This is a genomic window from Pseudomonas sp. 22189 (assembly GCF_052045635.1).
Classification (GTDB): domain Bacteria; phylum Pseudomonadota; class Gammaproteobacteria; order Pseudomonadales; family Pseudomonadaceae; genus Aquipseudomonas; species Aquipseudomonas parakoreensis.
The window spans coordinates 311561-333572 of sequence record NZ_JBQEPG010000002.1; the positions used below are offsets into that span (position 1 = coordinate 311561).

General features: G+C 59.9%; 23 protein-coding genes. 7 read left to right on the top strand and 16 right to left on the bottom strand.

Annotated elements, in window-relative coordinates; genetic code table 11:
• Window position 1: 1 nt before the first annotated feature.
• A complete protein-coding gene (locus ACTJKS_RS03185; RefSeq protein WP_047292092.1) occupies window positions 2–238 on the bottom strand; it encodes a hypothetical protein in 237 nt (78 codons plus the stop codon).
• Between the two features lie 167 nt (window positions 239–405).
• Here ACTJKS_RS03185 and ACTJKS_RS03190 point away from each other — a divergent pair, with 167 nt between their 5' ends.
• Window positions 406–870: a glycine zipper 2TM domain-containing protein gene (locus tag ACTJKS_RS03190; protein ID WP_007969461.1), complete on the top strand. Its 465-nt coding sequence runs from the start codon at window positions 406–408 to the stop codon at window positions 868–870.
• Between the two features lie 64 nt (window positions 871–934).
• On the opposite strand, the gene ACTJKS_RS03195 is transcribed toward ACTJKS_RS03190, so the two are convergent.
• Both ACTJKS_RS03195 and ACTJKS_RS03200 read right to left on the bottom strand, forming a co-directional pair.
• Entirely contained in the window at window positions 935–1189 is a 255-nt protein-coding gene (locus ACTJKS_RS03195; RefSeq protein WP_108181889.1) for a colicin E3-like toxin immunity protein, read from the bottom strand.
• Window positions 1190–1196: 7 nt separating this feature from the next.
• Window positions 1197–2417 carry an S-type pyocin domain-containing protein gene (locus ACTJKS_RS03200; RefSeq protein WP_108181890.1) on the bottom strand — a complete coding sequence of 407 codons (1221 nt, stop codon included), beginning with the start codon at window positions 2415–2417 and terminating at the stop codon, window positions 1197–1199.
• 336 nt (window positions 2418–2753) lie between these two features.
• Here ACTJKS_RS03200 and ACTJKS_RS03205 point away from each other — a divergent pair, with 336 nt between their 5' ends.
• The gene (locus ACTJKS_RS03205; RefSeq protein ID WP_108181891.1) at window positions 2754–3848 is read left to right on the top strand and encodes a PLP-dependent cysteine synthase family protein; all 1095 of its coding nucleotides are present in this window, start codon (window positions 2754–2756) and stop codon (window positions 3846–3848) included.
• A gap of 133 nt (window positions 3849–3981) precedes the next feature.
• Here the strand turns inward: ACTJKS_RS03205 and ACTJKS_RS03210 are convergent, their stop codons facing one another.
• The 3 genes from ACTJKS_RS03210 to ACTJKS_RS03220 all read right to left on the bottom strand — a co-directional run bounded on the left by ACTJKS_RS03210 (window position 3982) and on the right by ACTJKS_RS03220 (window position 7005).
• Window positions 3982–5595 (bottom strand): NAD(P)/FAD-dependent oxidoreductase, encoded by a 1614-nt coding sequence (locus tag ACTJKS_RS03210; RefSeq protein WP_095667341.1) that lies wholly within the window; start codon window positions 5593–5595, stop codon window positions 3982–3984.
• A 97-nt stretch (window positions 5596–5692) separates the two neighbouring features.
• Window positions 5693–6346 (bottom strand): COG3650 family protein, encoded by a 654-nt coding sequence (locus ACTJKS_RS03215; protein ID WP_103485731.1) that lies wholly within the window; start codon window positions 6344–6346, stop codon window positions 5693–5695.
• A 59-nt stretch (window positions 6347–6405) separates the two neighbouring features.
• On the bottom strand, window positions 6406–7005 hold the full coding sequence (locus ACTJKS_RS03220) for a short chain dehydrogenase (protein WP_108181892.1): 600 nt from the start codon (window positions 7003–7005) through the stop codon (window positions 6406–6408).
• 104 nt (window positions 7006–7109) lie between these two features.
• Between ACTJKS_RS03220 and ACTJKS_RS03225 the strand changes: the two genes are divergently transcribed.
• Entirely contained in the window at window positions 7110–8024 is a 915-nt protein-coding gene (locus ACTJKS_RS03225; protein ID WP_108181893.1) for a LysR family transcriptional regulator, read from the top strand.
• Window positions 8025–8163: 139 nt separating this feature from the next.
• On the opposite strand, the gene ACTJKS_RS03230 is transcribed toward ACTJKS_RS03225, so the two are convergent.
• Genes ACTJKS_RS03230 through ACTJKS_RS03245 form a run of 4 tightly spaced genes read right to left on the bottom strand, consistent with a single transcriptional unit; the run spans window position 8164 to window position 10613 of the window.
• Window positions 8164–8640, bottom strand: coding sequence for a DoxX family protein (locus ACTJKS_RS03230; RefSeq protein WP_108181894.1), 477 nt, complete (start codon window positions 8638–8640; stop codon window positions 8164–8166).
• The gene (locus ACTJKS_RS03235; protein ID WP_108181895.1) at window positions 8637–9395 is read right to left on the bottom strand and encodes an HvfC/BufC N-terminal domain-containing protein; all 759 of its coding nucleotides are present in this window, start codon (window positions 9393–9395) and stop codon (window positions 8637–8639) included. Before ACTJKS_RS03235 ends, ACTJKS_RS03230 begins: the two co-directional genes overlap by 4 nt.
• Entirely contained in the window at window positions 9392–10279 is an 888-nt protein-coding gene (gene bufB, locus ACTJKS_RS03240; protein WP_108181896.1) for an MNIO family bufferin maturase, read from the bottom strand. The genes ACTJKS_RS03235 and bufB overlap by 4 nt, the downstream gene beginning before the upstream one ends.
• 25 nt (window positions 10280–10304) lie before the next feature.
• Complete coding sequence (locus ACTJKS_RS03245; protein ID WP_007969475.1) at window positions 10305–10613, bottom strand: BufA1 family periplasmic bufferin-type metallophore; 309 nt, start codon at window positions 10611–10613, stop codon at window positions 10305–10307.
• 70 nt (window positions 10614–10683) lie between these two features.
• On the opposite strand from ACTJKS_RS03245, the gene ACTJKS_RS03250 reads away from it, so the two are divergent.
• From ACTJKS_RS03250 to ACTJKS_RS03260, 3 genes are read left to right on the top strand one after another with little or no spacing between them, the layout of a single operon-like run.
• Window positions 10684–10854 carry a hypothetical protein gene (locus ACTJKS_RS03250; RefSeq protein ID WP_262947960.1) on the top strand — a complete coding sequence of 57 codons (171 nt, stop codon included), beginning with the start codon at window positions 10684–10686 and terminating at the stop codon, window positions 10852–10854.
• A 48-nt stretch (window positions 10855–10902) separates the two neighbouring features.
• A complete protein-coding gene (locus ACTJKS_RS03255; RefSeq protein ID WP_108181897.1) occupies window positions 10903–12276 on the top strand; it encodes a DUF2599 domain-containing protein in 1374 nt (457 codons plus the stop codon).
• Between the two features lie 30 nt (window positions 12277–12306).
• Window positions 12307–13545: a DUF2599 domain-containing protein gene (locus ACTJKS_RS03260; protein WP_108181898.1), complete on the top strand. Its 1239-nt coding sequence runs from the start codon at window positions 12307–12309 to the stop codon at window positions 13543–13545.
• Window positions 13546–13699: 154 nt separating this feature from the next.
• Here ACTJKS_RS03260 and ACTJKS_RS03265 read toward each other — a convergent pair whose 3' ends face one another.
• From ACTJKS_RS03265 to ACTJKS_RS03285, 5 genes are all read right to left on the bottom strand, one after another.
• Complete coding sequence (locus ACTJKS_RS03265; protein WP_003222380.1) at window positions 13700–14401, bottom strand: ABC transporter ATP-binding protein; 702 nt, start codon at window positions 14399–14401, stop codon at window positions 13700–13702.
• On the bottom strand, window positions 14402–15169 hold the full coding sequence (livG, locus tag ACTJKS_RS03270; RefSeq protein WP_007969480.1) for a high-affinity branched-chain amino acid ABC transporter ATP-binding protein LivG: 768 nt from the start codon (window positions 15167–15169) through the stop codon (window positions 14402–14404).
• Window positions 15166–16422, bottom strand: coding sequence for a high-affinity branched-chain amino acid ABC transporter permease LivM (locus tag ACTJKS_RS03275; protein ID WP_041070567.1), 1257 nt, complete (start codon window positions 16420–16422; stop codon window positions 15166–15168). The genes livG and ACTJKS_RS03275 overlap by 4 nt, the downstream gene beginning before the upstream one ends.
• On the bottom strand, window positions 16419–17342 hold the full coding sequence (livH, locus tag ACTJKS_RS03280) for a high-affinity branched-chain amino acid ABC transporter permease LivH (RefSeq protein WP_027614381.1): 924 nt from the start codon (window positions 17340–17342) through the stop codon (window positions 16419–16421). Before livH ends, ACTJKS_RS03275 begins: the two co-directional genes overlap by 4 nt.
• Window positions 17343–17572: 230 nt before the next feature.
• Window positions 17573–18700 (bottom strand): branched-chain amino acid ABC transporter substrate-binding protein, encoded by a 1128-nt coding sequence (locus ACTJKS_RS03285; protein WP_041070565.1) that lies wholly within the window; start codon window positions 18698–18700, stop codon window positions 17573–17575.
• Window positions 18701–19052: 352 nt separating this feature from the next.
• Between ACTJKS_RS03285 and ACTJKS_RS03290 the strand changes: the two genes are divergently transcribed.
• Window positions 19053–19358: a DUF2288 domain-containing protein gene (locus ACTJKS_RS03290; RefSeq protein WP_041070563.1), complete on the top strand. Its 306-nt coding sequence runs from the start codon at window positions 19053–19055 to the stop codon at window positions 19356–19358.
• 282 nt (window positions 19359–19640) lie between these two features.
• Here the strand turns inward: ACTJKS_RS03290 and ACTJKS_RS03295 are convergent, their stop codons facing one another.
• Window positions 19641–21839 carry a hypothetical protein gene (locus ACTJKS_RS03295; protein ID WP_041070561.1) on the bottom strand — a complete coding sequence of 733 codons (2199 nt, stop codon included), beginning with the start codon at window positions 21837–21839 and terminating at the stop codon, window positions 19641–19643.
• Window positions 21840–22012 lie beyond the last annotated feature (173 nt).

The following is a 22012-nucleotide window of genomic DNA, read 5'->3' on the forward strand; positions in this document are numbered from 1 at the left end:
TCTACCGAGCGGGATAGCTTGCCGCAGCGGCCTCAAGCCACTTCGGCAGGTCCCGACGCTTGATCTTCTGCACGCGGGCATCGGCCAGTCGTTGCAGCATGAAGGCGCGTTTGTCTTCATCCTTGCCCGCCAACGACAGGGCCAGATCACGATCCATCCAGCGTTTGATCCGCACGTACAGCCACCCATGGAAGTACAGACCGGCGACGGTGGTGACGAAAATGATCAGGTAATCCATGAAAATCCTTGGGTTGGCAGGGCGGATTGGGCGATTTGGCGCTACTGTTGGGTGGGTCTGCAGGTGCCTGTACCGGGCCTGAATAAAATCAAGTTTATCCGGGCTGCGTCGTGACAGGCGTCAAGCAGCGGGGTTTAATGAACACCTGTTCTTTTGGAGTTGATGCTATGCGTAAGTCTGTTCTGCTGGTTGCTTCTTTTTCCACGATGGCGATGTTGCTGACCGGCTGCCAGTCGAGCCTGACCGGTGACTCCTACTCCCGTGACGAAGCGCGTCGTGTGCAGACGATTCGCATGGGCACCATCGAATCCCTGCGTCCGGTGAAAATCGAAGGCACCAAGACCCCGATCGGCGGCGCTGCAGGCGCAGTGGTCGGCGGTGTCGGTGGCAGCGCCATCGGTGGCGGCAAGGGCAGCATCGTTGCGGCGGTCATCGGCGCCGTGGCCGGCGGCCTGATCGGTTCGGCCACCGAAGAAGGCCTGACCCGCACCCAGGGCGTGGAAATCACCGTGCGCGAAGACGACGGCAGCATGCGCGCCTACGTGCAACAGGTTCAGGAAAACGAAGTGTTCCGTGTCGGTGAGCGCGTACGCATCTCCACCGTCGGTGGCACCAGCCGCGTTTCGCACTAAGCGGCAACGAGCGGTAAAGAAAAACCCCGATCAGGTGACTGGTCGGGGTTTTTTGTTGTGGTACTCACCACTTGTCGCGGTAGACGAACGCTATCTGATAGTCGAAACGAGTTAAATCAATAACTTGGTTGAAATGTGGTTGAAGAGTATCCGCCCAATGCGAAAGCATATCGAACCCTCCATTGTTCACATTGTTCTCGATCGGCATGCCAAGTGATTCGATGACGGATCCATCGTCACCGAAGTCTTTCGATAGCTCCTCTCCTTCATATAGTTCGGATTTCTTGTCATACCATTCAAGCCTGACTCTAAGTCCCATAGAACCCTCATAGATATTTTTTGATACTGCGTTTCTTCTTTTTCGGTGGATCTAATTGCTTACCGGTTCTATGGTCGAACGATCCCAAGTGCGTACCGTCACTTGCCCGGTATGTTTCAAGTTCACCGTGAAGAAAGTCCCATTCATATATTGTCCTGCCCTTCGCATCTGTCCAGCGATCTCGAAGACCACCCGCGTACGGCGTTTTCTTTTTTGCTCTTCTTAAACCTGGAAATGCAGTGATTTCGCTTGTTTCGGGGGCAGGGTGGTAGATATGGCCGGCCTCGGCTGTACCGTGGCGACGTACATTCAAAACAATGTAAACCGGCTTAACCCCCGAATCCGCCGGAAACACCAGAATGAAATCCCGATACTCCGGCGGATAAACCGGATTCACCAGAATCCCGTCCGCCGCTTTCGTCGGCGGATAAACCCAGATGTGCGGTGCTTGCGGGGCGGCCTCCAGTGCCGGGATGCCGAGAATGTCAGAACCATCCACCGCCGGTGTCCAGATCAATTCGACGCCTTCACCAAGGTTCGCAATGAATTGACTACCACGCGTGCTGAACTGCACGACATCGACCATTTCCCAATCGCGATTCCTGCCGGTATAGAAGCCGTAGCCCCTGAGGCTGCCGTCGGCCTGTTGTTCGACGCGCAGGCGCACGCGGGTACGGGCCTGTTTGAGGCTGCGCAGTTGCTCGTCGCTATAGAGTGCGCTGTCGCCGAGGCTGGAAGGCATGAGCAGCGCCACCAGTCCTGCCAGGGTGGCGGTGGCCGTTCCGGCGGCGATGGCGGGTAGCGCCTCAAAGGCGGCGCCGGCCAGGGCGAAATTGCCGAGCCCGGCGGGAATGGCTGCGGCGCCGATTTTCTTCAGGGCAATGCCGCCGTTCTCATCGCTTTCGCGTGCACCCAGCAGGATCAGCTCGCCGTAATCCTTGAGGCTGTCGGTCGGCACCATCCCCGAAGGATTCGCGTAGTCGATGATCGCGTCCGGCAATTTGCAGGACTTGGCGAACACGCATCCGGCACGCACCGGATCCGGCTTTTGGGCCGCTACCTCGTGGCTGCGCTCGAAGGCCTCCTGCCGCGCCAGCATGGCGTCGTAAGCGTTTTGCCGGGCTTCGCGCTCGGCCAATTCGGTGGCTGTCATGTAACGCCAGGTGACGTGATGTCCGTCGCCCGCCGGTGGGTTGGGAACCCGGGGAATGTCCTTGTTGCGAGCCACTTAGCGTCCTTTCGTTCATCCATCGACAACACTTCGAAAGGGCTGTGCGACGTTAACGAAGCGGACAAATGCTGGCTGTAGGACGGATCTTTGATTAAGTGCGGATTGTTCGCTATTTGTCAGGCAGGGATTCGAGCAGGCCGCTTCAGCGCAGAGAACGGGAGGAAAGGTTCTGCGTCGTTACTGCAAAAGCCTGATACCCATTTGCACAGAACCTGGCAGTTGGTGGATGAATTGAGCCTCAGCTGTATCTGTGAGGCCTGCAGGTTTTTTCCTATGCTTGATAGCTGAGCCTGTGACGAGGCAATTCCTGCCTGAATCAACGAGAACATGACCATGAGCGACACCCGACAGTGGGCCCGTGAAGCGATCCGCATCATCGAAGCGGACTTCCAGCGCAGCGCCGACACCCACCTGATCCCTTTGCCGCTGCCGGGCTTCGCAGGCATCGAGTTGTACTTCAAAGACGAGTCGAGCCATCCCACCGGCAGCCTCAAGCATCGCCTGGCGCGCTCGCTGTTTCTGTATGCGTTGTGTAACGGCTGGCTCAAGCCCGGCGCGCCGGTGATCGAGGCGTCCAGCGGTTCGACGGCGATTTCCGAAGCGTATTTCGCGCGCATGCTTGGCTTGCCGTTCATTGCGGTGATGCCGGCGACCACTTCGAAAGAAAAGATTGCGCAGATTGCCTTCTACGGTGGCCAGAGCCATCTGGTTCAGGATCCGACGCAGATTTACGCCGAGTCCGAACGTCTGGCTCGCGAGCATGGCGGCCACTTCATCGACCAGTTCACCTACGCCGAGCGGGCCACCGACTGGCGGGCGAACAACAACATCGCCGAGTCGATCTTCCAGCAGATGCGTTTCGAGAAACATCCGGAACCGAGCTGGCTGATTTCCAGCCCCGGCACCGGCGGCACCACCGCGACTCTCGGCCGCTACGTGCGTTATCGCCAGCATTGCACCCGGGTGTTGTGCGCCGATGCCGAGCGTTCGGTGTTCTTCGATTACTACCAGACGGGCGACGCGAGCCTGCGCCTGGACTGCGGTTCGCGGATCGAAGGCATCGGTCGGCCCCGGGTTGAGGCGTCGTTCCTGCCGCAGGTGATCGATGCGATGGTCAAGGTGCCGGACGCCTTGTCGCTGGCGGCCATGCATTATCTGGCGCAGCGTCTGGGACGGCATGTCGGCGGGTCGAGCGGCACCAACCTGATCGGCGCGCTGATGGCGGCGCAGCAGATGAAAGCGGCGGGGGAGTCGGGGTCGATCGTGGCGATTCTGTGCGATGGCGGCGAGCGCTATGCCGATACCTATTACGATCAGGACTGGCTGAAGGCGCAGGGCTATGAGCTGGAGGGATTGATTGCAGCGGTGGCGGCGAGTGCCGAACGCGGTGAGCCGCTGCCAACCACAGTACTGCGCGCGAATATCTGATACACCAAAAACCATTGTGGGAGCTGGCTTGCCAGCGATAGCGGATTGTCAGTCAACATCAATGTCGAATCTGAGTCCGTCATCGCTGGCAAGCCAGCTCCCACAGGATTGCGCGTTTTGCAGATTTGGCTGATCAGGCTTCCAGACCGAGGATATCCCGCGCCACGGCCTCGGCAATCCGAATCCCGTCCACACCCGCCGACAGAATCCCGCCCGCATAACCCGCGCCTTCACCGGCCGGGAACAGACCTTTGACGTTCATGCTCTGCAGCGACTCGTTACGCGTGATGCGCAGCGGCGACGAGGTGCGGGTTTCGATGCCGGTCAGTACGGCATCGTGCAGCGAGTAGCCACGAATCTGCTTCTCGAACGCCGGCAACGCTTCACGAATCGCTTCGATGGCAAAGTCCGGCAGCGCCAGGGCCAGGTCGCCCAGGGCCACGCCCGGTTTGTACGACGGCTCGACTTCGCCCAGTTCGGTGGACGGGGTGCCGTTGATGAAGTCGCCGACCAGTTGCGCGGGGGCCTTGTAATCGCTGCCGCCGAGGATGAACGCGTGGGACTCCAGACGCTCCTGCAACTCGATACCGGCCAGCGGGCCGCCCGGGTAATCGACCTCCGGGGTGATGCCGACGACGATCCCGGAGTTGGCGTTGCGCTCGTTACGCGAGTACTGGCTCATGCCGTTGGTGACCACGCGGTTCGGCTCGGACGTCGCCGCGACCACGGTGCCGCCCGGGCACATGCAGAAGCTGTAGACCGAACGGCCGTTCTTGGCGTGGTGCACCAGTTTGTAATCGGCAGCGCCCAGCTTCGGGTGGCCGGCGTACTTGCCCAGCCGCGCACGGTCGATCAGCGACTGCGGGTGTTCGATGCGGAAGCCCACCGAGAACGGCTTGGCTTCCATGAACACGCCACGGCTGTGGAGCATGCGGAAGGTGTCGCGGGCACTGTGGCCGAGGGCCAGGATTACGTGTTTCGAATGCAGGGTTTCACCGCTCGCCAGCTCGACGCCGACCAGTTGGCCGTCTTCGATCAGCACATCGGTGACGCGCTCCTGAAAGCGTACTTCGCCGCCCAGGGCGCGGATCTCTTCACGCATGGTCTCGACCATGCCGGTCAGACGGAAGGTACCGATGTGCGGTTTGCTGACATAGAGAATTTCTTCCGGCGCGCCGGCCTTGACGAATTCGTGCAGGACTTTGCGGCCGAGGAACTTCGGGTCCTTGATCTGGCTGTACAGCTTGCCGTCGGAGAACGTGCCCGCGCCGCCTTCGCCGAACTGCACGTTGGACTCGGGGTTGAGCACACTTTTACGCCACAGACCCCAGGTGTCCTTGGTGCGCTGGCGGACTTCAGTGCCACGTTCGAGGATGATCGGCTTGAAGCCCATCTGTGCCAGCAACAGGCCGGCGAAAATCCCGCACGGGCCGAAACCGACCACGATCGGGCGCTGGCTCAGGTCGCTCGGCGCCTGACCGACGAATTTGTAGCTGACATCCGGCGCCACGTTGACGTTACGGTCGTCGGCGAACTTGCCGAGCACCTTGGCCTCGTCGCGCACGGTGAGGTCGATGGTGTAGATGAAGCACAGTTCGGAAGACTTTTTGCGCGCGTCGTAGCTGCGCTTGAACAAGGTGAAATCGAGCAAGTCATCGCTGGCGATGCCCAGGCGCTGCACGATGGCGGCACGCAGGTCTTCTTCGGGATGGTCGATTGGCAGCTTGAGTTCGGTGATTCGTAACATGGCGAGGATCCGGATTCGCGGGGCGCACAACGGCGCCAGGGCGTTTGAAGGCCGCGATTATAAGCCGCAAAGGCCGGATCCGGTGAGGCTAAAACGCTCAGTCGTTGCGCGATCCGCCGAAATACCCGCAACCACGCTCGACCTTGCCGTCGATGCGCAACTCGGCGCTCATGTGCTGCACGCTGCCGGTGCTGCTGTCGACGCAGCGTTGCGGCGCGACCCACAACTCGATGCGCTGGTTGTTGGCTTCGCTGCTGAGGTTGAAGCGGCCGTCGCCCAGTTGTTCTTCGACATACGGCACGGCCAGCGCCGGTTGGCCTTCACGGTCGATGACCATGCCCTTGCCACTGACTTTGACGTTCCACTCGGGACCGTGGCCGGCGGCGCGCAGGATCAACAGTTTGAAATTCGGGTCATCGCACGCGGTGCCGGAACGCTCGACGCGATACAACTGACCGAGGTCGAGGCGGTCGCCGGCGATCTTCCCGCGTACATCGGCAAACAGCTTGCCCTGCTGATCGGCGAGGGTCGCAGCCTCTTGCAGCACGCTGGTGCCGCCGATGTCATTGACCACGTACTGACGCTGTTCGCCACAGGGCTGGAACACCAGTTTGCCGTCGGCCGCCGTCAATTGCCCCTGCATCCGGGATTGCCCGACGTGGGACGCGCTTTCACGCGGGCCGTCGAGCAACTGGCAGGCGGCGAACAATGGCAGCAGGGCAACAACGATCAACGAACGGGCAACACGCATCTTCGGCTCTCCAGACAAGTGCCGCCACGTTACGCAGGCTGACCGTTGATCACAAGGGTTTAGCCCACGTGAAAGGTCTGACCGGTTTGCAGGCCTTCGACACTTTTCGCGTAGGCCAGCGCCACATCGGCTGCCGGAACCGGCTTATAGCCACGGAAGTACGGAGCGTAGCTGCCCATGGCTTCCAGCAGCACGGTGGGGCTGATGGAGTTGATGCGCAGGCCACGCGGCAACTCGATGGCGGCGGCTTTGACGAAGCTGTCCAGTGCGCCGTTGACCAATGCCGCCGAGGCGCCGGTACGGATCGGGTCGTGGCTGAGCACGCCGCTGGTGAAGGTGAACGAGGCGCCGTCGTTGGCGTATTCGCGGCCGATCAGCAGCAGGTTGACCTGGCCCATCAGTTTGTCTTTCAGGCCCAGTGCAAAGCTGTCAGCGTTCATCTCGCCGAGTGGGGCGAAGGTTACGTTGCCGGCGGCGCAGATCAGCGCGTCGAACTTGCCGGTTTGCTCGAACAGTTTGCGAATCGATGCGCTGTCGCTGATGTCCACCTGGAAGTCGCCGCTGCTGCGACCAATGCGGATCACTTCGTGACGCTGGCTCAGCTCTTTATCCACGGCCGAACCGATGGTGCCGGCGGCACCGATCAACAGAATCTTCATGGGACTGTTCCTCAATGGGTTGAACGAGGTTTCAGTCTAGAGTGGTTTTTTCCGCAGATAAGCGCACTAATAGGCAACCTTTGGTTTTCAAATGGAAACAATCCATGAGCGAAATGGATGATCTGGCGGCGTTCGCGGTGTTGATCGAGGCCGGCAGTTTTACCTTGGCGGCACAGCAACTGGGTTGCAGCAAGGGCCAGTTGTCCAAACGCATCAGTCAGCTGGAAGCACAGTTTTCCGTGGTGTTGCTGCAACGCACCACGCGCCGCTTGACCCTGACAGCGGCGGGCGCCGCATTGTTGCCGCAAGCCCAGGCGCTGGTGGTGCAAGTGGAGCGGGCACGTCAGGCGTTGGCGCGTTTGAAAGACGACATGGCCGGTCCGGTGCGGATGACGGTGCCAGTATCGCTGGGGGAAACGTTTTTTGACGGCTTGCTGCTGGAGTTCTCGCAGCAATACCCCGAGGTGCAGATCGAGCTGGAGCTGAACAACCACTATCGCGACCTGTCCCGGGATGGCTTCGATCTGGCGATTCGCTCCGAGGTGGCCAATGACGAGCGGCTGGTGGCCAAGCCCCTGCTGGCGTGGCAGGAGTTGACCTGCGCCAGCCCGATATACCTTGAACAATTCGGCGAACCGCTGACCCCGCAGGAGCTGGCCGAACACCGCTGCCTGCTCAACAGTCATTACAGTGGCCGTGAAGAATGGCTGTATCACCAACAGCACGAATTGCTCCGGGTGCGGGTGTCGGGGCCGTTCGCCAGCAACCATTACAACCTGCTGAAGAAAGCCGCCCTGGCCGGCGCCGGTATCGCACGGTTGCCGTCGTATCTGCTGCAAACGGAACTGGCTGACGGCCGGTTGCGCTGGCTGCTGCGCGATTTTCAGACGCGCCGGATGCCGATGTATCTGGTGCACCCGTACCAAGGTGGGTTGCCCAAACGCACGCAGGTGCTGGCGGATTATCTGATTGGCTGGTTCAAACGCAGCGGCGAGGCGCTGGATCGCCTGGCGCATTGACCACGATGCCCGTGATACCCGTGATACCCGTGATACCTGTGATACCTCTGGAGCTGCCGAAGGCTGCGATCTTTTGATTTTNAGGTCAAAAGATCGCAGCCTTCGGCAGCTCCTACAGAGACATCAGAGACATCAGACATCAGCGTTTGTAGTACCTGGCGATCATGTGATCGATCGACAATTTCCCCGGCCCGGTCGCCATCAGGTACAGCAACACCGCCGCCCAGGTGCCATGGGTCGGGTAGGCATCGGGGTAGACAAACACCTCGATGACCAGCGTCATGCCCAGTAGCGCCAGCGCCGAAAACCTCGTGGCGAAGCCAATTAATATCAGCACTGGAAAGAAGTGTTCGGCGAACGCTGCCATGTGCGCGGCGATTTCCGGTGACAGCAGCGGCACAGTGTATTCGCTCTGGAACAACGGAATTGTCGAGTCCGCCAAGCGTGGCCAGCCGAGTTGAAAGGTGCCGTCGACCAAGTCGATGGCCAGTCCCTCGACCTTGGTCTGCCCGGACTTCCAGAACACCGCGGCAATCGAGAACCGGGCGATGAAGGCGATCAGGCTGTGGGGAATCTTTTCCATTAGCCCGATGGCGCGAGTGATGAGGTTGTTCATGGCGATACCTTGTTGTTCAGGTCGGTGATGGCATGGTGGCCGATCAGCAGGGCGAGGGTCTGCGGCAGATCGAAGGGCGGGCTGTCTTGCGCCGCTTGCAGCAGCGGTCGGTGATGGAGCAGATGGCGGATGAATACGCTGGCGCCGTGATCGAGGGCAAAGACCTCGACCTCCAGACCGTTGCGCAGCACCAGTGCGTGTTGCCCTTGATGGATATCGATATCCGCCAGTGTGGTGTCTTGCTGATGCGCGGCCCAGATCGAAACCACTGCGTAGGCGGAGTCGAGCAGGTGCAGCGAGGGGTGCAGGGCGATGTGCAGTTCGGCCAGTGTTTGTGGATCGGCCAGTGCAGCGCTGATCTGTTGCGCACTGACCGTCGCGGCATCGGCGGCGTGATAAGCGCGGGTGCGCAAGCGTTCGAGCCGTGCGACATCGGCCAGATACGGCACCTCGGCCGCCGGTTCGAATGCGTCAATGAAGTCCGCCAGACCGTCGCCGTAACGGCTCATCAACGGACTGTGCGGCGGCTGCTGCTGGATGAATATGCCGGCCATGCTACGGAAGAATTCCTCGCCGACCAACTGCTGCACCACCGGATAACTGTCGGCCAGCGCGTTGATCAACGAGCCTTGCACGTTATTGCGATACACCAGGAATCGGCTGGCAGGATCGGCACCGTTGGCGCTGAACAGGCCGGCGGGGCAGGGCAGGCGAGTGTCGAGCAGGGCGGCGCTGAAGTCGGCTTGAGTGTTCATGGCTGACTCCTTGAGCGCCGCAGCAACGCTTCGGCCTGCTGTGCCTCGGCCAGCAGCACGTTGAACGTCGGGAGGTGATTGTCCCGTTCGATCAAGGTTGCCACCGGGCCAACACGTTCGAGTGCCTGTCGGTATAACGCCCAGACGGCATCATCAACCGGCGCGCCGTGATCATCGATCAGCAAGCGGTCGCCGAGGCTGTCGGCGTCTTCGGCGAACCCGGCCAGATGAATCTCGCCAACCGCGTGCAAAGGCAGTGCGTCGAGGTAGGTCAGTGGATCGCGTTGATGGTTAATGCACGAGACGTAGACGTTGTTGACGTCAAGCAGCAGACCGCAACCGCTGCGGCGGATCACCTCGGTGATGAACGCCGGCTCGTCGATGGTCGAGCGCTCGAAGCCAAGATAGGTCGCTGGGTTTTCCAGCAGCATCGGGCGCTTGAGGGTGTTCTGCACTTGGTCGATATGCGCGCAGACGCGGTCAAGCGTCGGCGTGTCATACGCCAGCGGCAGCAGGTCATTGAGGAACACCGGGCCGTGGCTCGACCAGGCCAGGTGTTCGGAAAAGGCTTGCGGTTGATAACGCTCGATCAGTGTTTGCAGGCGTTGCAGGTGTTGCAGATCCAGTGGCCCTTCGGCCCCGATCGACAGCCCGACGCCGTGCAGCGACAGCGGATACTGCTCGCGGATCAACCCGAGAAAATGATGAAACGGACCGCCGTCGACCATGTAGTTTTCGGCGTGGACTTCAAAGAAACCGATGTCCGGTTGGGTGCCGAGCACTTCACGAAAGTGCCCGGTCTTGAGTCCCAGCCCCGCGCGGGGCGGGAGCCCGCAGAGGACTGCCCGAGTGCGCGGTGGGACAGGTTCGTTGAGGGTGAACATGAGCGTCACTCGGGCAGGTCGTGGATCAGGACTTGGCTTTGAAGGCTTCCATCTGACCGAAGCCGGTCGGCGAGGTTTTGCTCTCGGTGGTGGTGCAGGTGCCTTTTGGCACGAACTTCCAGGAGTTGGCCTGGTAATCCATTTTCGCGGTGCCGGCACATGTGGTGCCTGCGCCCGCGGCGCAATCGTTGTGACCCTTCATGGCCACACCGAAGCATTTTTCCATGTTGCTGTTGTCGGCGGCATTGGCGCTGGAAACGGCAGTCATGCTCAGGGCGGAACCAAGAGCCAGAACCAGTGCAGCGGCGGACAGGGTACGAGTGGTAGCAGTCATGATGTTTCTCCAGATTTGAGCTTGGGTTTTACAAGCGAAGTGCGCTTGCTTACCCCACTAGAGAACGCCCATGGCGATGCGTTACAGCGCCACCGAAATTTTTCAGAAAAAAATGCAAAACCCTGTAGGAGCTGCCGCAGGCTGCGATCTTTTGACTTTGATTTTAAAACCAGAAGCCAGATCAAAAGATCGCAGCCTGCGGCAGCTCCTACAGGGGATTTCTGTGGTTGCGCGTCTATAGTCATTGCAACGGCCCCTGTCACAGGCCGATTTACCAGGACGGTATCTCATGACGAAGGATCGATCAGTCCGCGCTGCGCTATTGCGCACGACTTCATCTTTTACGCTCGCCTGCACGCTGCCCCTGCTGTTCGGCACGGCTTGCGCCCAGACGCAGGTTGATCCGCTGGACACGCTCAAGCGCATCAACAGCAACTACAACACCCTCAAGGACGCTTGCCAGGAACCCGATACCGGCGCCGCGCGCGGGCTGTATTACTGCAGCGGCGTGACCCTGCGCATGGTCAATGACGGGCCCTTCAATCCGTGGGATTACAGCCCTTATGCAATCAAGATCGGCGCGACGTCCTACTCGTGGATTCGCAAGGATCTGAGTACGCGCATTCTCATTCACCCGGCCGGTTTCATCCTGCGCACACCCACCGATGCAGCGGCGCTGAAGCTGCCGGTCAAGGAGCAGGGCTTCACCTGCATCTATGCGTTTGATGGCGGTACCGGGCCGGAGCGCAAGTGGTATGGCTGCGGCTTCTTCGACAGCCGCGAACCGCCGCGTGCGGCGCAAGGCACGCTGAACAACCGCAATGCCGCACTGGCCTACGGCACTTGTGCCGAGGCGGGTGTCACCACCGCCGAGCAGTGGACGCAGAAATACACCGGGCTGATGAAGGGGCCGATCCAGTACAGCCAGTGTTCTTGGAACGCGGAAAAACCCAGCGACTGGCACGCGATGATCCGCGTGCATGAGTCGCGCCCGAACACCACCAACAAGGACCCCTTTGCCTTCAGTGCCCAGGTCAACGAGTTCATGTTGAAGAACGCCACCGCGAGCAACGATGGCAGCGAAAACATGAAGTACATCGATGCCTTCATCTACAACGTCAACAGCACGCAGAATTTTGCGACCCGCGGTGATCAGGCGCCGCCGAAACCGGAGAACGGTCTGAACAGCGCGCGCAATTTCCAGAAAAAACTCCAGGCCCAGGGCTACAGCGTGCCGATCCTGCGTCTGGACTTCACCAAGCCAGCCGAACAGCGTTTCAGCTATGTCGCTGCCGATCAGGCGATCGCCGAAATGGTGGTGGGTGGGGCCCCGGTGCCGCAATACATCGCCTCCGCCGACTGGATCAAACGTTACGACCCCGGCACCCGCAAGGATGAATGGAGCCTGAGCATCGTGCCCACCGCGGCGGGGCGCGCCTTGCCCGGTGAGCAGGTCGGCGCTCTGTACGATCAGTTGTTCGCCCTCAAGGGGCCGGACAGCAACTGGCGCGACAACGAAAAGTCCGCTGGCAGCATGCGTCAGCAACTGCGCTGCGTGCTGGTCAATTACCGCAACAAGACGCCATGGAATCTGGAACCGTTCAGGCCGGCGTTGTCGGACAGCGAGACTCGCGCCGCGGGTTGCAACCCGGTCCCGCGTTGAGTGTGTTGGCTAATCAAGGAGATGCAAGCCATGAAGAAACGTTTGAACAGGATCGCCCCGTTGCTCGTATTGCCGCTGTTGGTGCATGCGGCATGGGCCAGTGCCGAGTCATGCGACGAGACGCTGAGGAAGGTGGAAAAGCTCTATAACAATACCGTCGACAGTTGCGGGCAGGACCCCGCATCGGACTGCTCGGGGCTGCTGGTGCGCGGCACGCACCGCGCCGATCCGGCCAAGGGGCAAAAGTGGGACGTCTGGAACCCCAGCCCGAAAGCCGTGGAGCTGGGCACGTTTGCCGCCTCGTTCATGCGCGCCGACGGCATCAGTTATGAAGACCCCGGCATGAGCACGCAGAACGGCTACCTGATTACGCCACGGGATCTGGTGAAAGACCCCGAGACGCCGGTGCATGTCTATTGCGCGTTTCCCAACGATGCCTGGACCGACTTTCGCAACGACCGTGGCTGTGGCGACAACAAGAACACCGCCCCGACCGAAGCAGTCTGTCAGGCCATGAAACCACCGATCACCACGCCGAATGCCTGGGTCGCGCACTTCACCCAGTACAACAACAATCGCCAGCAGGACCAGTTGCAGTGCGGCTTCAACATGCGCAATCCGATGAGCAGCAAGGAGCGGGTCGACGCCTTTCGCAATTTCATGGGCGCGCGCAAAGTCATCAACAGCCGCGAGTTTCAGACTCAGACCGAGCTGCGTCTGGGTAACCCGAAAACCGATGAGCTGCCGATTCTGGCGTTCTTCTACAGCGATCAGCGCGGTCTGAACGATGCGTTGGCCAATCAAAAGGACTACAAGGCCAAGACCGGCAAGGATCGCAACATCATCAAGATCGACTTCCCGAGAACGCCGGTCGCCAAGGCCTCTTTCTCGTGCATCCAGACCTCGACGCCGGCCGCACCAAAATTTTGCGACAAGTACATCGAGTCCAGCACCTGGGTGCAGCGTCCCGATCCGAAACTGGGGCCGAACACCTGGTCGCTCTCGGTAGTGCCGACCGCGTGCGGGCGGGCAATCAAGGACGACCAGACCGACCGGATGTTTGCCGAGCTGTACAACAAGCACAAGGACGATGCGCAATGGCGCGAGTACAGCGTCAATGGCGGGTCGTTGCGGCGGCAGATGGTTTGCCATCTGGCGGCGGTCTACGACGGCAAACCGGTGAGGAACAAGCCTGAGTGGAACCTTGAACCGGCCCGGCCGTATGTCGATCAGGCGACGGCGGTGGCGCAGTACTGCAACCCGTACTGACGGCGCTTCCCTGTAGGAGCTGCCGCAGGCTGCGATCTTTTGATCTTGCAAAAGGCAAAGTCAAAAGATCGCAGCCTGCGGCAGCTCCTACACGGGGGATGTGTGAGGTATAAAAAAACGGCCCGAAGGCCGTTTTTTTGTTCAGCGAAAAGCCTCAACCGCCGAGGTACGCCTCGCGCACTTTCGGGTCGGTCAGCAGCGCTTCACCAGTACCTTGCATGACCACGCGGCCGTTCTCCAGAACGTACGCACGGTCAGCGATTTTCAGCGCCTGGTTGGCGTTCTGCTCGACCAGGAACACCGTTACACCGTCCTTGCGCAGTTGTTCGATGATGTCGAAGATCTGCTGGATGATGATCGGTGCCAGGCCCAGCGACGGCTCGTCGAGCAGCAGCAGTTTGGGCTTGCTCATCAGCGCGCGGCCGATGGCGAGCATTTGCTGTTCGCCGCCGGACATGGTGCCGCCGCGCTGGTTGAAGCGTTCTTTCAGGCGCGGGAACAGGCCGAGGACCTTGTCCATCTGCTCCTGATAGTCGCCCTTGTCGGTGAAGAAACCACCCATCGACAGGTTTTCTTCGACGGTCAGCCGGGCGAATACCCGACGACCTTCCGGCACCACGGCGATGCTCTTGCGCATGATCTGCGACGAGTCCTGGCCGACCAGTTCCTCACCCATGTAGCGGATGCTGCCGCTGTGCGCCTGCGGTGAACCGCAGAGCGTCATCAGCAGCGTGGACTTGCCGGCACCGTTGGCGCCGATCAGGGTCACGATCTCGCCCTGACGGACTTCGACGTTGACGCTGTGCAGGGCCTGGATCTTGCCGTAGAAGGTGGAAACGTTTTCGAACTGCAGCATTTACGCTTCCCCCAGGTAGGCTTTGATCACTTCAGGATTGTCGCGGATCTGTTCCGGCGTGCCATCGGCCAGCGGTGTGCCCTGGTTGATCACGACGATGTGGTCGGAAATGCTCATGACCAGTTTCATGTCGTGTTCGATCAGCAGCACGGTCACGTTGTGCTCTTCACGCAGCACGCTGATCAGCGCCTTGAGGTCTTCGGTTTCCTTCGGGTTCAGGCCGGCGGCCGGTTCGTCGAGCATGAGGATCCGCGGACGGGTCATCATGCAGCGGGCGATTTCCAGGCGCCGTTGCTGACCGTAGGCCAGGGTGCCGGCGGTACGGTTGGCGAACTCTTTCAGGTTGACCTTTTCCAGCCAGTATTCGGCGTACTCCATGGCCTCGCGCTCGCTCTTGCGGAACGCCGGGGTCTTGAACAGACCGGACAGGAAGTTGGTGTTCAGGTGACGGTGCTGCGCGATCAACAGGTTCTCGACCGCCGTCATGTCCTTGAACAGCCGCACGTTCTGGAAGGTGCGCACCACGCCCTTGAGGGCGATTTTGTGCCCCGGCAGGCCCTGGATGGGCTCGCCGTCGAGCAGGATGCTGCCGCCCGATGGCTGGTAGAAACCGGTCAGGCAGTTGAACACGGTGGTTTTGCCCGCGCCGTTCGGCCCGATCAGCGCCACCACTTGTTTTTCCTTGACGGTCAGGGCCACGCCATTGACCGCCAGCAAGCCGCCGAAGCGCATGCTCAGGTTTTCGACTTTCAGGATCTCGCGGCTCATTTTCGCAACTCCATGTGTGGGCGTTGCATCGGCAGCAGACCTTGTGGACGCCAGATCATCATCAACACCATCAGCGCACCGAACATCAACATCCGGTATTCGCTGAATTCACGCATCATTTCCGGCAACAGGATCATCACCACGGCCGCGAGAATCACGCCCAGCTGCGAGCCCATGCCACCCAGCACAACGATGGCGAGAATGATCGCCGACTCGATGAAGGTGAACGACTCCGGTGTCACCAGCCCCTGACGGGCGGCGAAGAAGCTGCCGGCGAAACCGGCGAAGCTCGCGCCCAGGGTGAACGCCGACAGCTTGATCACGGTCGGGTTGAGGCCAAGTGCGCGGCAGGCGATTTCGTCTTCACGCAGCGCTTCCCACGCACGGCCGATCGGCATGCGCAGCAGACGGTTGATGATGAACAGCGCCGCCAGTGCCAGCAACAGAGCAACCAGGTACAGGAAAATCACCTTGTTGATCGAGTTGTATTCGAGGCCGAAATACTCGTGGAAGGTTTGCAGGCCTTCCGCCGCTTTGCGTTCGAAGGTCAGGCCGAAGAACGTCGGTTTCTCGATGTTGCTGATACCGTTCGGACCGCCGGTGATGTCCGTTAGGTTACGCAGGAACAGCCGGATGATCTCGCCGAAGCCCAGGGTCACGATCGCCAGATAGTCACCGCGCAGACGCAACACCGGGAAGCCCAGCAGGAAGCCGAACGTCGCCGCCATCAGGCCGGCAATCGGCAGGCAGATCCAGAAGCTCAGGCCGTAGTAGTGCGACAGCAGCGCGTAGCTGTAGGCGCCGACGGCGTAGAAGCCGACGTAACCCAGATCGAGCAGACCGGCCAGACCGACGACGATGTTCAGGCCGAGGCCGAGCATCACGTAGATCAGGATCAGCGTGGCAATGTCCACCGCGCCACGCGAGCCGAAGAACGGCCACACCAGTGCACCGAGGATCAGCGCAATGATGATGTAGCGTTGCGTGGTCGGCAGGGTCAGGAAGTTGCTGGCTTTGGCCGGGATCAACGGCAGGCCCGGCGAGGATTTCCACGCCTTGCTGATCTGCTGGTTGAACAGCACCCGCAGGAACATCAGCACCGAGCACACGGCGATGGTCGCCAGAATGGCCGGGCTGGTGCCGTGCACTTCGAGGTTGATGCCGACAATGGTCAGTTTCAGACCGAGTACCGGGTAGGCCACGGCCCACACCAGCAAGGCACTGAACAGTGCCTGTTTAAGATTCCTAGTCATACTTTCTCAACCTCCGGACGGCCCAGAATGCCGGTCGGACGGAACAACAGCACCAGAACCAACAAGCCGAAAGCCACGACGTCCTTGTACTGGTCGCCGAAGATATCGGCGCCAAAGGCTTCCGCCACCCCGAGCACCAGCCCGCCGAGCATGGCGCCGGGGATGCTGCCGATCCCGCCGAGTACCGCAGCGGTGAAGGCCTTGAGGCCGACGAGGAAACCGGCGTTGGGGTTGATCACGCCGTACTGCATGCTCAGCAGCACAGCCGCAACGGCCGCCAGCGCAGCACCGATGACGAAGGTCAGGGCGATGATGTTGTTGGTGTTGATGCCCAGCAGGTTGGCCATCTTGATGTCTTCGGCGCAGGCGCGGCAGGCGCGACCCAGGCGAGAGCGGGAGATGAACAGCGTGAGGCCGAGCATGGCGACCAGGGTCACCACGAACACCACGATTTGCATGTAGGAAATCAGCACTTCATGTGCGCCACCTGGCCCGATGGAGAAGTTGCCGGGGATCAGGTTGGGGATGGATTTGTCCTTGGAGTCTTGCGCGAGCAGAACCGTGTTCTGCAGGAAGATCGACATACCGATCGCGGAAATCAGCGGAATCAGACGGTTGCTGCCGCGCAGGGGGCGGTAGGCGATCCGTTCGATGCTGTAACCGTAGGAACTGGTGACGACGATGCTCGCGATGAACGCGGCGGTCATCAACAGCGGGACGTTGTCGATTCCCATCATGGCCAGCCCGGCGATGGCGATGAACGCCACGTAGGAACCGATCATGTACACCTCGCCGTGGGCGAAGTTGATCATTCCAATGATGCCGTAGACCATCGTATAGCCGATGGCGATCAGGGCATACGTGCTGCCAATGGTCAGGCCATTAACCAGCTGTTGGAAGAAGTGATAGATGTCAGGCATTACAACGCTCCTAAAAACCTGATACGCATTTCACTGGTGGAGTCATTTTCCCGCCCGGCCCCGTGGATCTTTATCCACTTCGAATCCGGGTTTTGCCAGCGAACCGCTGATGACGGTTTTGAGATTTTCAGGTGGGGAGACTGGCGGATCACGCCAGCGCGGCCCATACATTCGTAAAACAAAGCCCACGGCACGCCGTGGGCTTTATTGGCAGTCAGTCAGGGCGCGCCTTACTGAGGCGAAACTTCAGTTTTCGGTTTGCCGAAGTGCCACTCGTAAACCACAAATTTGAAGTCCTTCAGGTCGCCCTTGGCGTCGAAGCTCAGGTCGCCGGTAGGGGTCTTGAAGGTGCCGGCGTGAATGGCTGCGGCCACTTTGGCTGCGTCTTCGGACTTGGCTGCCTTGATGCCTTCGGCAATCACTTCAACCGCCGAGTAGGAAGGGAACACGAACGGGCCGCTCGGGTCTTCTTTCTTCGCCTTGAACGCATCTGCCAGGGCAACGTTGGCCGGATCCTGGTCGAAGGATTTCGGCAGGGTCACCAGCAGGCCTTCGGAGGACTCTTTGGCGATCTGCGAAATGGAGTCGTTACCCACGCCTTCCGGGCCCATGAACTTGGCTTTCAGGCCTTTTTCCTGGGATTGACGCAGGATCAGGCCCAGCTCCGGGTGGTAGCCGCCGTAGTAAACGAAGTCGACGTTGGCTTGTTTGAGCTTGGCGATCATCGAGGAGAAGTCTTTGTCGCCGGCGTTGACGCCTTCGAACACGGCGACTTTCACGCCTTTCTTCTCAAGAGTCGCCTTGACGGCGGTGGCGATGCCTTCACCGTATTGCTGCTTGTCGTGCAGTACGGCAACGATTTTCGGCTTCACGTGATCGGCAATGTAGTTACCGGCGGCAGGGCCCTGGGCGCTGTCCAGACCGATGGTGCGGAAGACCATTTTGTAACCACGGGCGGTGATGTCCGGGCTGGTGGCAGCCGGGGTGATCATCACCACGCCTTCGTCTTCGTAGATGTCCGAAGCAGGCTGAGTGGAGCTGGAGCACAGGTGACCAACCACGAACTTGACGCCGTCGTTGACGACCTTGTTCGCGACCGCTACGGCTTGTTTCGGATCGCACGCGTCATCGTATTCAACGGCTTCGAGTTTCTTGCCGTCGACGCCGCCCTTGGCGTTGATCTGCTCGATGGCCATTTTCGCGCCACTGAACTGCATGTCGCCGTATTGGGCTACAGGACCGGTTTTAGGGCCGGCGATACCGATCTTGATGGTGTCAGCGGCGAACGAATGGCTGGCAACCCCGGCCAGAACCATAGCGGCAAACAGTTTGGAAATCTGCTTAGTAGCCTTAGTCATAGTGCTCCACTCTTACTGTTGTAATTTTTTTGAGTTCTGGCGCCGTAGCAGCAGAACCGGGTCAGATATCTTGGCGATACCCTCCGGAAATGCCCCCGGCAACTGTACCGGTACAGTGTAGAGCGCCGGTTGTTGGCCTGGGAAGCTGGCGCCAGGGGGCAAAACTTGTGGGTGTCGCATTTTTGAATGAAAAAGACAGAATTGCGGCGGGGCTTTCGGGGGGCTTATGCCCCAAACAGCAGCATTCCTTGGCGTTCCTGCTCTTTTCGTTCGGTGAAGCCATTTGCAACCGGGTTTTTCTGCCGAACCACCGACGTTATCATTCGCGTCGATTTCTTTTCCGGACAAACCCATGAATCAAGAACCTAGCACCCTCTATGCCAAGCTGCTTGGTGAAACCGCATCTATTACCTGGAAAGAGCTGGAGCCGTTCTTCGCCAAGGGTGCCCTATTGTGGGTCGACCCGGCCCTGGATTTGATCGCCGCTGCCGAGGCCGTAGCCTCGGATGATGGCGAGAAAGTCGCCGCCTGGCTGGCCGAAGACAAGGTCGCCAAGCTGTCTGAAACGCGGGCGCTGGATATTTTCGAGCGTGATCCGCAGATGTGGGCGGTGGTGGTAAGGCCGTGGATTCTGGTCCAGGAAAGGGCGCAGGCCTGAGTGTGTGCACCTTGATGGTGCGCTCTTCGTGCGCCGGAAAGTGTGTAGCCGAGTAGCGTGATGGCACGTTGCCGTAGAGAAAGGCCACAAGCGTGCGTGGCCTCACGGTGACGTAAACGTAACGGGAACAGTTTATTGAGCAGCCTGAGAGCTGCTTAATTGTTTCTTGATGTTGGCGATGAAGGTTTTGCAGTGTGTGGAGTGGCCTCTTCGCGAGCAGGCTCGCTCCCACATTTNTTGTGGGAGCGAGCCTGCTCGCGAAGGGAGCGACTCGGTCTTCGATCAGACCGAGTAAGTCTTCCCGGTATGGTTATTCAGGGAAATAACCTTGGTCTTGCCGATGCGGTGACGGTAGATCTCGCGCAGGTACTTGATCGACTTCTTCACGCAGTCGCGCGACAGGCGAATGTCGTTGATCGAAACAAACTTGTCCTTGTCGTTGATCAGTTCGCGGTATTTCTTCTCGTACATCGGCTTGATCGCGTACCAGTTGGTGTCGAGGATCTTCGCCGGGTTTTCGAACTCGTTGAGCAGGTCGTCGATGCGGTCTTCGTCAAAGTCTTCATTAATGATGAAGTCGAGGATCGAGTTGTCCAGGGTCTCGTCGAAACGGTACGGGGTCTTGGCGAAGCAACGCTTGATGAACGCCACGATCAGGGTCAGGAAATCGTCCGACAGGCACGGACTCTTGGCGATCAGGGTGGTCAGCGACAGGTTGGCCGACGCACCGATCACCAGCGCATAACGCTTGAGTGTGGTGTTGGGGAACAGGCTGTTGAGGTGGGTCTTCAACCGGTTCAGATCCATGTAGGACAGCTTGTAGTCTTTCGGCAACGAAACGATCGACACCACCGATGAGCAGTTCTTGAAGAAGTGCAGGTCGTGCAGGGCGGCGGCGTCGTAGCCGGAATTCTTGTACTGCTCCAGCGACGCGCGATAGCGCTTGGATTCGATTGGCAGCAGGCTGATGCCTTCGATGGCCTGGGTGACCTTGTTGAAGTGCGGCAGGTCGATCGAACGGAAGAACAGATCGTCGATGTTCAGGCGCTGCGGCTCTTTGTCGAATACCTTGAACTTGTCGCTGCTCGGCGGCGGGGTTTCCGGCACCACCGATTCGGCGTAGGCAATCGCCACCGGGCCGGCCAGGCTCATGAACAAGTCGTTGGCATCCAGGCGAATTGTTTCGCCGATGTCGATGCCGGCGCGGCGGAAGTAGTTCTGGTCGTAGTCGGTGGTCACCGCCTGCGCCGTCAGAATGTTGAAGATCTGCTGGGAGATGTACTGGTTGGCGTGCTTCTCCATCGCATTGACATCAATGTTCTGGATGTTGCCGTCATCGCTCTCTTCGGCGTAACGCATGATGTCGTTGGAGATCAGCATCATCGCGTTCCAAGGGCGAATACGGCCCATGACGCTGGCTTCGCTGCTGTCTTCATTGGCGAAGTTGTAGGAGAAATCCCATTCTTCCGACAGGTATTTGCACAACAGGCGTCCGGCGTTGATGTGCAGCGCCTCAGACATTTCGCTGCGGTGATCGGAAATGTTCGGCAGCACGCAGATGCCGCTGGTGAAGATCGGCTCGAACACGAACGAATGCCCGCTCTTGCCGTCATGCTCGTCCATCGGCTTGGTGTCGAAGGTCTTGTTCATGTACGAGTGCTGCTGGGCCAGGCCGAATTCCGAAGCCATGCCCGAACCGGTACCGCCGCCGGCACTGAAGATCGAGAAGTACAGGCGCGACTGGTTGGCCTTGATGCCGCAGCTGTCGATCAGGTACGAGTGGATCATTTTCCAGTCAGGGCTGGAGAAGCGCTGGGTGTCCTTGTTGAGGATGATCTTGGCCAGGTACTGACCGAGGATCGGCGCGTTACCGGCGCCACCGGCATGGACTTCGGACAAGTCCATGATCTTCATTTTGCTGTAATCGCGCAGAAAGCCGCTTTTCTCGCCCTTGCGCGAGAATCGGATGCGCCCGGCGATGTCCTTGTCGAGGTCGCCGAGCATCACCAGCGGTTCGACCAGGAACACCGGTTTGCTCGACTTGTTCGGGCCGATCCGCAGATTCTGCTTGATCCACTGGGCCGGGCTGTAGCCCTTGTCGGCCAGACGCCGGTCAGCGGCGCGGTCTTCGTTGTTGAATTCGTTGAGGTAGAACTTGCGCGCGTTGTACACCAACTCCGCGACGTCGAGGGCGATGTTCGAGCCGCAGCGACCGAGGCCGATCAGGCATACCGACGGGAATTCCTGGTCGTTGTGCTGTTCGTTGTCGCCTTCCAGGTGCGGCGGGCGCGGGAACACCAGGTCACGCAGACCGTCGAGGTTGTCGAGGATGCGGTCGGTGTTGGTTTCGGTGTAATACAGATATTGCTGAGTGCCCAGCGGGCGCGAAGGAGGCAATGGCTTCATCGGAGCCGGGCTGTTCGCCGCAGGGCTCAGGGGCAGATCGGATACCGCAGTGGCCGGATTGTTTTTAGAAGTCATTGTGCGCCATATACCTGGACAGGGTTGGCTCGGCGACCGTTGTCATCGAGCCTCACGGAAAGAGGATCTCGCGTCTTTGACTGCGCGTATTTGGCCCGGGCGTCAGGGGCTTGGCCTGATCGTCGCGCGGGGGAATCCTTTCCTGATCGTTCATGAATCGGCCATTATTCGGT

Bases quoted from the DNA above. Each gene is read 5' to 3' on its own strand.
- ACTJKS_RS03185 (WP_047292092.1), bottom strand. From the start codon at position 238: ATGGATTACCTGATCATTTTCGTCACCACCGTCGCCGGTCTGTACTTC.
- ACTJKS_RS03190 (WP_007969461.1), top strand. From the start codon at position 406: ATGCGTAAGTCTGTTCTGCTGGTTGCTTCTTTTTCCACGATGGCGATG.
- ACTJKS_RS03195 (WP_108181889.1), bottom strand. From the start codon at position 1,189: ATGGGACTTAGAGTCAGGCTTGAATGGTATGACAAGAAATCCGAACTA.
- ACTJKS_RS03205 (WP_108181891.1), top strand. From the start codon at position 2,754: ATGAGCGACACCCGACAGTGGGCCCGTGAAGCGATCCGCATCATCGAA.
- ACTJKS_RS03210 (WP_095667341.1), bottom strand. From the start codon at position 5,595: ATGTTACGAATCACCGAACTCAAGCTGCCAATCGACCATCCCGAAGAA.
- ACTJKS_RS03215 (WP_103485731.1), bottom strand. From the start codon at position 6,346: ATGCGTGTTGCCCGTTCGTTGATCGTTGTTGCCCTGCTGCCATTGTTC.
- ACTJKS_RS03220 (WP_108181892.1), bottom strand. From the start codon at position 7,005: ATGAAGATTCTGTTGATCGGTGCCGCCGGCACCATCGGTTCGGCCGTG.
- ACTJKS_RS03225 (WP_108181893.1), top strand. From the start codon at position 7,110: ATGAGCGAAATGGATGATCTGGCGGCGTTCGCGGTGTTGATCGAGGCC.
- ACTJKS_RS03230 (WP_108181894.1), bottom strand. From the start codon at position 8,640: ATGAACAACCTCATCACTCGCGCCATCGGGCTAATGGAAAAGATTCCC.
- ACTJKS_RS03235 (WP_108181895.1), bottom strand. From the start codon at position 9,395: ATGAACACTCAAGCCGACTTCAGCGCCGCCCTGCTCGACACTCGCCTG.
- bufB (WP_108181896.1), bottom strand. From the start codon at position 10,279: ATGTTCACCCTCAACGAACCTGTCCCACCGCGCACTCGGGCAGTCCTC.
- ACTJKS_RS03245 (WP_007969475.1), bottom strand. From the start codon at position 10,613: ATGACTGCTACCACTCGTACCCTGTCCGCCGCTGCACTGGTTCTGGCT.
- ACTJKS_RS03250 (WP_262947960.1), top strand. From the start codon at position 10,684: ATGGCGATGCGTTACAGCGCCACCGAAATTTTTCAGAAAAAAATGCAA.
- ACTJKS_RS03255 (WP_108181897.1), top strand. From the start codon at position 10,903: ATGACGAAGGATCGATCAGTCCGCGCTGCGCTATTGCGCACGACTTCA.
- ACTJKS_RS03260 (WP_108181898.1), top strand. From the start codon at position 12,307: ATGAAGAAACGTTTGAACAGGATCGCCCCGTTGCTCGTATTGCCGCTG.
- ACTJKS_RS03265 (WP_003222380.1), bottom strand. From the start codon at position 14,401: ATGCTGCAGTTCGAAAACGTTTCCACCTTCTACGGCAAGATCCAGGCC.
- livG (WP_007969480.1), bottom strand. From the start codon at position 15,169: ATGAGCCGCGAGATCCTGAAAGTCGAAAACCTGAGCATGCGCTTCGGC.
- ACTJKS_RS03275 (WP_041070567.1), bottom strand. From the start codon at position 16,422: ATGACTAGGAATCTTAAACAGGCACTGTTCAGTGCCTTGCTGGTGTGG.
- livH (WP_027614381.1), bottom strand. From the start codon at position 17,342: ATGCCTGACATCTATCACTTCTTCCAACAGCTGGTTAATGGCCTGACC.
- ACTJKS_RS03285 (WP_041070565.1), bottom strand. From the start codon at position 18,700: ATGACTAAGGCTACTAAGCAGATTTCCAAACTGTTTGCCGCTATGGTT.
- ACTJKS_RS03290 (WP_041070563.1), top strand. From the start codon at position 19,053: ATGAATCAAGAACCTAGCACCCTCTATGCCAAGCTGCTTGGTGAAACC.
- ACTJKS_RS03295 (WP_041070561.1), bottom strand. From the start codon at position 21,839: ATGACTTCTAAAAACAATCCGGCCACTGCGGTATCCGATCTGCCCCTG.